Origin of the sequence: Rickettsia sp. Oklahoma-10 (assembly GCF_039954865.1) — a bacterium.
In the GTDB taxonomy this organism is placed as follows: domain Bacteria; phylum Pseudomonadota; class Alphaproteobacteria; order Rickettsiales; family Rickettsiaceae; genus Rickettsia; species Rickettsia oklahomensis.
Genome location: NZ_CP157197.1, coordinates 604,061 through 616,507 on the forward strand (window position 1 = coordinate 604,061; position 12,447 = coordinate 616,507).

A 12,447-nucleotide genomic window follows, 5' to 3' on the forward strand; every position below is an offset into this window, starting at 1 on the left:
AAAAATTTATATCGTAAGTAGATACTGAAAATAATTGTAGAATTAATTCTGTATGCATTGTGTAATCTCAAGTTAAAAGCATAAGTAAATATAATAAGAGCATTTGGTGAATGCCTTGGCACTAGAAGGCGATGAAGGACGTAATACGCTGCGATAAGCTTCGGGGAGTTGCGAATAAACTTTGATCCGAAGATTTCCGAATGGGGGAACCCACCTAATTTATTAGGTATTGTATAGTGAATACATAGCTATACGAGGCAAACCCAGCGAACTGAAATATCTAAGTAGCTGGAGGAAAGGACATCAACCGAGACTCCGTTAGTAGTGACGAGCGAACGCGGACCAGGCCAGTGACTTCAAAAAATAACTAAAACAACATGGAAAGGTTGACCATAGAGGGTGATAGTCCAGTATAGGTAAAAAGTTTGAAGTCCTTGAGTAAGGCGGGACACGTGCAATCCTGTTTGAACATAGGGGGACCACCCTCTAAGCCTAAGTACTCTCTAGTGACCGATAGTGAACAAAGTACCGTGAGGGAAAGGTGAAAAGTACCCCGACAAGGGGAGTGAAATAGTATCTGAAACCAAATGCTTACAAGCAGTCGGAGCAAGCATATTTAGTATGTCTTGTGACGGCGTACCTTTTGTATAATGGGTCAGCGACTTAGTTTATTTAGCAAGCTTAAGCCGTTAGGTGTAGGCGTAGCGAAAGCGAGTCTGAATAGGGCGTTTTAGTTAGATGAATTAGACCCGAAACCGGGTGATCTAGCCATGGCCAGGTTGAAAGTGGAGTAAAATCCGCTGAAGGACCGAACCCACTACTGTTGAAAAAGTAGGGGATGAGCTGTGGTTAGGGGTGAAAGGCCAATCAAACTCGGATATAGCTGGTTCTCCGCGAAATCTATTTAGGTAGAGCGTTATAGCGATTACCGTTGAAGGTAGAGCACTGAATGAGCTAGGGGGTCCCACAGACTTACCAAACTCAATCAAACTCCGAATGTCAACGAGTACAGCATAGCAGACAGACTATGGGTGCTAAGGTCCATAGTCGAGAGGGAAAAAGCCCTGACCGCCATCTAAGGTCCCTAAATCATGACTAAGTGTTAAAGGATGTGAGAAGACCAAAACAACTAGGATGTTGGCTTAGAAGCAGCCATCATTTAAAGAAAGCGTAATAGCTCACTAGTCTAAATAAGTTTTCTTGCGCCAACAATGTAACGGGGCTCAAGTCATGTACCGAAGATGCGGACTTATGCATTTAGCATAAGTGGTAGCGGAGCGTTCCGTAAGCCTGTGAAGGTGAACCGTAAGGTTTGCTGGAGGTATCGGAAGTGAGAATGCTGACATGAGTAGCGATAAAGAATGTGAGAAACATTCTCGCCAAAAGTCCAAGGGTTCTTGCGTAAAGTTAATCTGCGCAAGGTTAGTCGGCCCCTAAGGTGAGGCTGAAAGGCGTAATCGATGGGAATCAGGTTAATATTCCTGAACCTGAAGGATGTGACGAAAATAGTAAATTGTACAGTCTTATTGGATTGATTGTGCAGTGGATATTTTCCAGGAAATAACACCTTCATTATAGACCGTACCCGAAACCGACACAGGTGGACAGGTAGAGTATACCAAGGCGCTTGAGAGAACGATGCTGAAGGAACTAGGCAAATTGCATCTGTAACTTCGGAAGAAAGATGACCTGCATATGGGTAACCATTTGCAGGTGGCACAAGCTAGGGGGTAGCGACTGTTTATTAAAAACACAGGGCTCTGCAAAGTCAATAGACGACGTATAGGGTCTGACGCCTGCCCAGTGCTGGAAGATTAAAAGGAGGGGTGCAAGCTCTGAATTGAAGTCCCAGTGAACGGCGGCCGTAACTATGACGGTCCTAAGGTAGCGAAATTCCTTGTCGGGTAAGTTCCGACCCGCACGAATGGCGTAACGATTTCCCCACTGTCTCCAGTATCGACTCAGCGAAATTGAATTCTCCGTGAAGATGCGGAGTTCCCGCGGTCAGACGGAAAGACCCCGTGAACCTTTACTATAGCTTTGCACTGGTGTTAGGGATCAGATGTGCAGGATAGGTGGGAGACTACGAAGCAGAGGCGTCAGCCTTTGTGGAGTCAACCTTGAGATACCACCCTTTTGATTTTTGACATCTAACCGAGGTCCTTGAATCAGGATCCGAGACAATGCATGGTGGGTAGTTTGACTGGGGCGGTCGCCTCCCAAAGAGTAACGGAGGCGCGCGATGGTTAGCTCAGGTTGGTCGGAAATCAACTTTTAGAGTGCAATGGCATAAGCTAGCCTGACTGCGAGTCTGACAAGACAAGCAGAGACGAAAGTCGGTCATAGTGATCCGGTGGTCCCGAGTGGAAGGGCCATCGCTCAACGAATAAAAGGTACTCCGGGGATAACAGGCTGATGATTTCCAAGCGTCCATAGCGACGAAATCGTTTGGCACCTCGATGTCGGCTCATCACATCCTGGGGCTGGAGAAGGTCCCAAGGGTTCGGCTGTTCGCCGATTAAAGTGGTACGTGAGCTGGGTTTAGAACGTCGTGAGACAGTTCGGTCCCTATCTGCCGTGGGTGTAGGAAGTTTGAGAGGATCTGCCTTTAGTACGAGAGGACCGAGGTGGACGTACCCCTGGTGGACCAGTTGTCGTGCCAACGGCACAGCTGGGTAGCTAAGTACGGAAGGGATAACTGCTGAATGCATCTAAGCAGGAAACTCACCTCAAAACTAGACTTCCCTATTAGAGCCGTGGAAGACCACCACGTTGATAGGTCGGATGTGGAAGCACAGTAATGTGTGTAGCTAACCGATACTAATAGCTCGATTGGTTTACTTTGCTGTGAGATTATATATGCATATAGTGTTAATTCTATAAGAATGTGGTATCAACTCACAAAGTTATCAGGTTTATATATACCTTTATCAATGAATAAAGATATTGTTGCATGACTCAATTTGTCATAGGATTTGACTGCAATATCCAGTAAAAATTACTTTGCTGAGTATCGTAGTAAAAGTTAAGGTATAGTATTAAAGCTTTTTTAGAGATGTGCAACAATATTAACAGCAGGCTAAAATTCTATTTTTTTAAAGTTTGTATTGCTAGCTTGGTGGTTATAGCATGAGTGAAACACACGATCCCATCCCGAACTCGAACGTGAAACCTCATAGCGCTAATGGTACTATGCCATAAGGCATGGGAGAGTAAGTCGCTGCCAAGCTTGCAATGCAAATTTTTAATTTTCTTTTTTTATAAGATATTTTATATTTACAATCTTTATCTATGTTTACGTGTTAAAGAATAAGCATCAATTTAGTTCAAGTAAGAATCATTAAAATCTAATTTAGAAGTTAAAAAGCTATTTAAAGAATTAAATGACAGGTCAATTGTATTTTAGTGTTACCGACAGTAATTAATAAAGGTACAGTTTTAACGTAAGAAGGTTATATTTATACAAAGACACTCAAACAAGCTTAGGTGATAACATATTTTATTAAATAAAACACTAGATATTAATATAGAAAAACCTTTATATTTTAATGGAAAATTAGCAGTAATTTTATTTCTGGGTTCTAAAAATTGGTATCATTGGTTGCTAAAATTTTGGCCTAGATTAATTCTGTTAAAAGAATCAAATTTTGAAAATGATCGTATCTATATTAATAATTTAAAATGTTCATGACAAATTAAGTCATTGGAAATAGTATTTAATTATTTAAATTTTAGCGTTAATAAAAAGATTTAAGACGTTTTTTTATTAAGGCTAATAGTAAAGCATATGATAAAATATATATTTCTAGTAAATATGTTTCTACCTGAAAAATAGTTAGAAGATGAATTAAATAGAAAAATTTTCATAGCTCTAAAATGTAAAGTAGTAGAGATTGATCACGACACAACTCCTCCTAGAAATTTTTACAAAAGAATGGTAAGTTATATGTCGTGTGATTATTATCCCTTTCATGTAAATCAAACGACTGAAGAATATGATATGAAAATCAATATTGATCAATTTATTAAGTTTCTTAAGAAATTCTATTCCTAAAATAATGATTTAACAAATAAGATGCACTATTCATTTCATTTAATCTTGATATAGTGCGTTTGAATTCTTCACTTCGATTAGAACCTTGATATATTTTATTAGGATTATCTTCTAAGCTCATAAACAAGAGTATTTTATAGAAATAGGCGTTATCGATAAAATTGATAAATCTAACGACCGTATTTGTATCCTCGATAGTATGAACATTATGAACTATAATAACTTTGAAATTTTGACAAATATTGACATAATCGATATAGCTAAGGTTTCTTGTAAATAATTCATTATAATCAGTGACTAATATTCTTTTATGCACTTTTTGAAATGATATTGTTTTACCTAAAACTTCAATATTTTGAGGAGTAAAATTAGTATAGTTCCTTTTCAACTCTACTTCTAGATTCAATCCGTTGTTCGCATCTTGACGTACTGGTGTGTACGCTATGGTACTTTGCTCAGTATCTCCTATACATTCCTCTCTATAAGCGAGTTTTGCAAGAACTCCTGTAATAATTTTTTCAAGTTTATTTTGATTTTCTAGAGTTAAGGGATAAATAATTCTTTCTCCTGTAACTCCTAAAGCTTTATCAAATCGATAATCATGGTGATTATCTAGATATTTAACATAAAATGTGTTATAGATTATTTTTATAAAAGGTAAGAAAGATTCTAGTTGTAACCCATCTTTGTAAAGATTGTTAGGACTTGTGTTAGAGGTGATAAAAATAAAAATATTTTGCTTGGTGAGTTCATAAAATAATCTACTGATTATCATCGCATCAGTAATATCCTGAATTTCAAATTCATCTATACAAAGTACTCTGGTTTTCTTAGCATAACCTTTAGCAATTTTTGCAATAATATCTTTTTGATTTTCTGTTTGTAATTTATGCCTTGTTTTGTGAATTTCCTGCATAAGGTTCTGATAATGTATTATTATTTTAGGTGCAGTTAATTTTTTAAAAAAAGAATTCATCAGCATAGTTTTGCCACTACCCACCGGACCGTATAAATAAATTCCACTTTTTAGGTTATTTTTGCTAAATATTTGAAGTAGTTTTCGAGGTTTATTAAGCTCTAAGGCAATCTCAGCGAACTCTTTGGATAAAGCAATTTGTTTTACGTCTAATGTTATTGTCACTTGATTATATCCTTTTATACGATTTAACACATTTCGTGGGGTAGTACTATCAATTTTTTCATAAGTATTTTTTAGGTAAATAATTCAATAACTAAATTCAAATTTTTTTACAGAAACGGCTAATACATAATCATTTTTATTTACTTTAGAACTCTCTAAAATATTATGTAATTTGATAATTGCTTGCTCTACTGTGTTAATAAAGAATTTTTTTAAAATTAATAATATTTTAGTTTATCATTATCGTACACAATCTATTTTTATAAAGAATATCTGCGTTATATACTAATATTTAAAATTTGTTGCTAATCAATTTTATTTACACTAGGGCAGAGTGCAATATCTGCACTCATTATTATCACTTCTTTTGCATGTGAGTCAAAAAGCCAAATTTGTTCTATAAAAGGTAATTTAGTAAGATTTGTTAAAAAAGGAAGATTCTATGAACTATTCATATTTTTCTATACAAAAGTGTTGCATCGCCGTAGCTGAAAAAGCGCATTTTTTCTTTTATAGCATATTTATATAATTCATGCATTTCTTTAAATCCTGCAAAAGCACATATAAGCATAAATAAAGTAGATTTAGGAAAATGGAAATTAGTAAGTAATATATCTGCTGTTTGAAATTTAAAGCCTGGAATTATAAATATATCGGTTTCAAAATCACCAGCTTTTACTGTGCCGTTATTGCAAGAACTCTCAAGGGTTCTAAGTGTCGTAGTGCCGACTGCAATAATACGTCGCTTTTCTTGCTTTGCTTTATTGATTAGTCCAGCAGTTTCAGGAGTAATAGAGCAATATTCGGTATGCATTTTATGTTCATGAATATTTTCGGTTTTTACCGGTAAAAAAGTTCCAGCTCCTACATGTAGTGTTAAAAATGTAGCTTGTATATTTTTTGCTTTAATTTTATTAAGTATATCCTTAGTAAAATGTAGTCCAGCCGTTGGTGCTGCAACTGAACCTTCTATACTACTATAAACGTTTTGGTAACGTTCATTATCGTTTTTTTGTGCTTCGTGGCCTCTAATATAAAGCGGTAGTGGCATCTCACCGTATTTATCTAGGAACTCAAATACAGAAATATCATCAAGCTCAAATTTTACTTTGATCTCACCCATCGCAAGTTTTTCGGCAATGATTATTTTATGATTATCAAAGTAAAACTCATCGCCTATATTAAGTTTTCGTGCAGGTTTTGCGAAAGCCGACCAACAATTATTAGATAATCTTTGATTTAAATTTATTGTAATATTAGATCTATTTCCCGACTCTACTTCTAGGGGTAACTTGTATGTCAGTCTACTACTCGAATCCTCAATTATGTTTGTGTACGCTACAGTTTTACATTTCGTGTCTCCTTCAAATACTTCTCTATACGCGAGTTTAGACAGAGGGCTATTTTTCTTTAAATTTAGTTTTGCCTTGATGACTTTGCTATTATTAAAGACTAATAAATCACCTTCTTGTAAGTAATCTATTATGTTGTAAAATTTAGTTTTAATAGGTGGCGTAGCAGTAATTAATAAATCTGAATGGTCACGTTTACTAGATGGATATTGTGCAATAAGTTCACTTGGCAAATCAAAGTCAAAATCAGATAGTTTCATTATTTAAATATTAGTAGCTAAAGTAATTATTATAATAGCATATTACAATATTTAATATAAGATTTTATTTATTGATTACTTATTAATAACTCAATTATTTATTGACTAATAAAAGGCAATTTTTATGAAAATACAATCAGAAAAATCATGATATCTGGATGATGTGATTAGGGATAAATTTGTAGTTATTAAGTCATAAAGTATATAGAAAACAATCAAGAATTAGGCTGAATAATATAGATTGTTATTCAATATCTGAACAATATGAAAGTAAAATAAAAAGCTATGCATTTTTGAGAGAGTAGTTTATTCAAGAAGTAAAAGATTTAATTAATTAGGATGAAGATATTTTATAAATCTACTTAATTCAACCTATGATATAGCAATATAATTTCTAAAATAGTAAAGGATCTGGTAACCGCTATATAATATTAATTTAGTAGGGACTTTGTTAACAAATCTAGATGCAAATACAGAATTTAATAAATATAGAGATAAAAACTTTTTACAAGCTGCATACAATATGCACAATAAAGAAATGGTTAAGCTTTTACTTACAAAAAGAATAGATCCGGTTATTGAAGTTTTATAACCAAGTAAAAGAGAATAACAATTCAAAAAAAATGAGGTTTGATTATATAGATGATTATTCTAAAGTTAAAGCTGCAATAAATTATAGCTCAATATTGAAGAAAAAGAAATGAAATTATGTTAAAATAAAGCAATATGAATTTTTAGAGAAAGTTTTGTCAAGGAATTCAAAGATTCTCTTGAAGGCCAGAGTTAAAGATCTATCCTTTCATACATTGCGATATATGCAATATTACAAAATCCTGGTCCTGTTATAGTTAAAGCAATTCATCAGGACTATTACGATTTAGTGTATAGAGTTTGTTAACAGCTCTAAATGAATTAGTCCAAATACAGTAAATACATATATTGGAGTATGGTTCTAGCAATCTTTTAAATTTTGCGTGTGTTAATTATCAGAAAAATATAGATAGGCTTTTATTTAAAGAAGGAGCAAGTATAGACTCTGGCGATAATTCAGGTATAACTCCTTTATGTAATGCTATAGAAGTCAAGTATTTCTAATTGAAATAGAGCTAATCCTAATTATGGTGAATAGGGAAAAATATCTTGTTTAGATATAGCTACTTAAAAAAGAATAGATCTAATAGATAGAATAAATATGCCAAAAGTATTTTTATAATATGGTGGTAACTCAGATTTATTAATTCCTTATTCTACCAAACAAATGCTCTATGATGAAAGAATCAATACAGGTGTTAGGTCATTTAAAGTAAAATGAGAATAAGCGTTTTGTAAGAAAGATTATAAGGAAATTGAGGCTATTGACAAGAAAGATTTAGCTGCATTTTTTCAATGAAAAGCAGACATATTGTCAGTTATAAAAGATGTTTTTAATTTTAAAGAATTTAAGTCAATAATATAAGTTTATTTTTAATAAAAAGTCTTTTTTAGGTGGTTCTAAAATGCAGCAGTTAGGGAAAAATAGATCTTTATGTGAAAAATTATGAACAATAAGTAAAAAGACGTTACGTATTCACCTTAAAAGTTCTATGTGCTTTTAAACTCCAAAAATCTTATTAATAGTAACAGCAAAGGCTCATGCTGACTTAGTTAAAGGTTAAGTCTATTATTACCGCGCTTGTTGTATGACTTCTATGTCATCCCTGCGGAAGTGGAAATTCAGTAAAACCTTGTTGTTTTTAGGTTTAGTTTATCAAATATGTACTAATTATTATTTATTTTAGATTCATGACATCAAACATAGACAAGGCAGCGCTGCCTCACACTATCAATCCTTTTACTTGAGAATCCCATAATTTTTGATATAGCTTACTATTTTTTAGTAATTCTGTGTGGCTACCTTCATCAATTATGTTTCCTTTATCAAAAACTAAAATTCTATCCATATTTAGTAAAGTTGATAATCTGTGGGCAATAACTATCACGGTTTTATTTTGCATTAAATATTCTATTGATTCTTGAATTAGGTTTTCCGTTTCGCTATCTAAACTACTTGTTGCTTCATCGAGAATTAAGATAGGAGCATTTTTTAATATAGCCCTTGCTATAATAATTCTTTGACGCTGACCACCGGATAAATTATTTCCCCGCTCTCCGCACATAGTATCATAACCGTTCGGTAAATTATTGATAACATTGTGGATATGTGCAGATTTTGCTGCTTCTATAACTTCCTCAAGAGTAGCTTCTTTTTTCCCGTATCTGATATTTTCCAAAATAGTACGATGAAAAAGTACCGGTTCTTGCGGTATAAGACTAATAGCTTTTCTAAGAGAATCTTGAGTTACATTTTTAATATTTTGATTATCTATTAAAATCATTCCTTCTGCTATATCATGTAACCTAGTAAGCAAACTAATAAAAGTGGTTTTTCCTGACCCGGAAAATCCGACTAGACCTACTTTTTGTTTACTTGGTATTAATACCGATTTATTATAAAATAGATTATTATTATGATGATAATTAAAGGTAACATTTCTAAATTCAATCACACCTGCTTTAATATCTAAAGGCGTAGCATTTTCAATATCCGTTATAATATGCGGTGCCATTAAAGATAAACCTTGGTTAAATGCACCAACCTGTTCAAATATATCACCTATTTCTTGGGTTAAATCCCAGATATCGTCTGCTACATTTATGCATAATGTGAACACTAATACGCAATCACCTATAGTTATAGATAATGTGCTGCGAAGTACCGACAAATAATAAATCATTATAAAAATCATTATTGAACAAGAAGTCCCAAGAGCATAGCGTAATTTGAACATAAAGAATTGCATAGTTTGCTCATCGGCTACAGCATTTTCTACTCTTGTTTCTAGGTGCTGACGTTCAAATTTATGGGCTGTAAACATTCTAACTGCATTAATGTTGCTAATTGCATCTACTATACTACCAGCAACAAAAGATTGGCTTCTAGCATAATTTAATGAGTATTTATTGATTTTATCTGAGAAAAGAACACTAAGTCCTAAAAAAACCGTAATCCATAAAATAAATATCGTAGCAAAAATATAATGTACCGAATATAAAGCAATTAATGCAAATACAATAATTGCTAGTTTACGAAGAATTTTTTCACCGAATATTGAAATGATCATCTCAAACGATCTTGCGGTTTCGGTAATACGATTGCTAATATGTCCTGCTAGATTATCCTGAAAGAATTTATGGCTATGATATTGTGTATAATTATAAAGTTCATTTAGTATTTTTCCTTTTATTACAGGCAGAGTCTTTAGATACAAATAATCATATGAACGATATGCTATATTAATACTCTCCCACCAAAGAGCATAAAATACTGCCCAGTAAATCATGGACGATAAAAAGTTGTGAGTATTCTCACCGCTAAAAGATTCAATTAAATCAATGATTTTCTGAAGTAATATACTATCAATTGCTGGAATCATACCAAGTAAAATACAGATTACTGTTAATAAAGTAATTTTAAATTTATCGCATTTTAAAAAATAAATACCTAAGCTAAATGTCGATTGGGATAAAGTAGGGTATGTTATCACGATAATGCACCTCGATTTCAAAATAATATAAAATAATATATTAATGCGTATTAAGAGCATATATTCAATTATTTTGCAAAAATATACCTAAAAGATATTAAATGTATGGAAAAATAATAAACAAGCCTTGCTTCTTACCCTAAATAATGCTACAAAACTCAGACAATAAATTCAAAATCATTAGAAATGCAAGAAAAAGAATTATCTAATAATTTTTTAGAAGAACAAGAAAAGTCTAAGGAAGGCGATTCTCCGTTCTTTGATGTAAAATATATTTGTCAAGCCAGTTTATTAATTACAGATTCTATCCGAAAAGGGTATGATGTAACGCAATTGCCTAATGGTGATATTAATGTTACAGAAGTAAGAATAGTAAATGTTCATTATAATTGGAACTCCGAAAAAGGGAAATTTGTTAAAACTAATCAGATAGAATTTAATAATAGCAAAAGCGGCTTATTAAATCAAATACTGTATTGATGTGATTGTATGTCATTCCCGCGGAGGCGGGAATCTAGAAAAACATATAAAAATTTGTTTTTTCTCATATATTATTTATTGCGTCAAATATATAATTTTTGTACCATATTTTGGGATCCCCACCTCCGTGGGAAGGATATATCATAATGGAATTTGATCAAGTATTATTATCGAGGGTTCAATTTGCTTTTACCATAAGTTTTCATGTAATATTCCCTGCCTTTACTATAGGGCTTGCAAGCTTTTTAGTGGTAATTGAAGGGCTATGGTTAAAAACAAAAAAACAGGTTTATCAAGAGATATACAGATTTTGGATTAAGATTTTTGCTGTTGCTTTTGGTATGGGGGTGGTTTCAGGCATTGTAATGTCTTATCAATTCGGCACTAATTGGTCAAATTTTTCAGATAAGATTGGAAATGTCCTCGGACCGCTTCTCGGTTTTGAAGTATTTACTGCCTTTTTCCTTGAATCTTCTTTTTTAGGTATAATGTTATTTGGCTTTAATAAAGTAAGTAAAAAAGTACATTTTATTTCTACGTTAATAGTGGCCATTGGTACTGTAATCTCAGCTTTTTGGATAATTGCAGCCAGTAGTTGGATGCATACGCCTGCAGGTTTTGCGCTGCAAGGCAAAGGGTTCTTTTATCCTGTAAATTGGTTGGATATTATTTTTAATCCTTCTTTCCCATATCGTTTTTTCCATATGATTACGGCGGCTTATTTAACTACTTCTTTTGTCATTGGTGGTGTAGGTAGTTTTTATTTACTCAATAATCGTTATAAAGAGCATGCTAAAATTATGCTTTTTATGGCGGTGTTAATGGCGTTAATCGTTGCGCCTATTCAAATATTTATCGGTCATCTACATGGTTTAAATACTCTTAAATACCAGCCGGTCAAGGTTTCGGCTATAGAAGGTATTTGGAATACGGAAAAAGGAGCAGCTTTTAATCTTATCGGCTTGCCTGACGGGAAAGAAGAAAAAACGAAATATGCTATAGAAATACCTTATGTTAGTAGTTTAATCTTGACACATAGTATAGATGGTGAGGTGAAAGGGTTGAAAGAATGGACACAAGAAGAGCGTCCGCCGGTTGCAGTAGTATTTTTTAGCTTCCGTATTATGTTAGGTATTGGTTTCTTAATGGTATTTACAGGTGTAGCAGGCTTATATCTTTATTTGAAGAAAAGATTACATACTACGCATTGGTTTCAATATTGGTATATATTAATGTCACCTTCAGGTTTTATTGCAGTACTTGCTGGTTGGTTTGTAACTGAGGTAGGTAGACAACCTTATATAGTGTATAATATTTTAAAAACCGTGGATATGGTATCACCGGTACTTGGTAAATATGTATTTATTTCTCTAATTGCTTTTATAGTAGTATATGCGCTCATTTTCGGAGCAGGTATATATTACATAATGTATTTGATAAAAAAAGGTATAGAGGCGATAGATAATAAAGAAATGTATGGAGAGATTGGATTGAATAACCCTTTATTAGAAAAGTAAAACAGTTTTTATATTAATATATAAAATCATTATTGTAATTTTAACTATATTTATTGAAT

6 protein-coding genes and 2 rRNA genes are annotated in these 12,447 nt (G+C 33.1%); 5 read left to right on the forward strand and 3 right to left on the reverse strand.

All coding sequences use genetic code 11. The features are described from left to right. Window positions 1-82 precede the first annotated feature (82 nt). A 23S ribosomal RNA gene (locus AAGW17_RS02720) occupies window positions 83-2,845 on the forward strand. Between the two features lie 269 nt (window positions 2,846-3,114). Beyond that, window positions 3,115-3,229, forward strand: a 5S ribosomal RNA gene (gene rrf, locus AAGW17_RS02725). An 805-nt stretch (window positions 3,230-4,034) separates the two neighbouring features. On the opposite strand, the gene zapE is transcribed toward rrf, so the two are convergent. Together zapE and queA are read right to left on the reverse strand one after the other, a co-directional pair. Beyond that, the gene (gene zapE / locus AAGW17_RS02730) at window positions 4,035-5,195 is read right to left on the reverse strand and encodes a cell division protein ZapE (protein ID WP_347939396.1); all 1,161 of its coding nucleotides are present in this window, start codon (window positions 5,193-5,195) and stop codon (window positions 4,035-4,037) included. Window positions 5,196-5,646: 451 nt separating this feature from the next. After that, the gene (gene queA, locus AAGW17_RS02735; RefSeq protein WP_347938536.1) at window positions 5,647-6,807 is read right to left on the reverse strand and encodes a tRNA preQ1(34) S-adenosylmethionine ribosyltransferase-isomerase QueA; all 1,161 of its coding nucleotides are present in this window, start codon (window positions 6,805-6,807) and stop codon (window positions 5,647-5,649) included. 448 nt (window positions 6,808-7,255) lie between these two features. Here queA and AAGW17_RS02740 point away from each other — a divergent pair, with 448 nt between their 5' ends. Continuing rightward, window positions 7,256-7,399 carry a hypothetical protein gene (locus tag AAGW17_RS02740; RefSeq protein ID WP_347938537.1) on the forward strand — a complete coding sequence of 48 codons (144 nt, stop codon included), beginning with the start codon at window positions 7,256-7,258 and terminating at the stop codon, window positions 7,397-7,399. A 1,222-nt stretch (window positions 7,400-8,621) separates the two neighbouring features. Here the strand turns inward: AAGW17_RS02740 and AAGW17_RS02745 are convergent. Then, the gene (locus AAGW17_RS02745) at window positions 8,622-10,391 is read right to left on the reverse strand and encodes an ABC transporter ATP-binding protein (protein WP_347938538.1); all 1,770 of its coding nucleotides are present in this window, start codon (window positions 10,389-10,391) and stop codon (window positions 8,622-8,624) included. 186 nt (window positions 10,392-10,577) lie between these two features. Here AAGW17_RS02745 and AAGW17_RS02750 point away from each other — a divergent pair, with 186 nt between their 5' ends. Then, window positions 10,578-10,871, forward strand: coding sequence for a DUF2671 domain-containing protein (locus AAGW17_RS02750; RefSeq protein WP_347938539.1), 294 nt, complete (start codon window positions 10,578-10,580; stop codon window positions 10,869-10,871). A gap of 146 nt (window positions 10,872-11,017) precedes the next feature. After that, window positions 11,018-12,388, forward strand: coding sequence for a cytochrome ubiquinol oxidase subunit I (locus AAGW17_RS02755; protein WP_347938540.1), 1,371 nt, complete (start codon window positions 11,018-11,020; stop codon window positions 12,386-12,388). The last annotated feature ends 59 nt before the right edge of the window (window positions 12,389-12,447 follow it).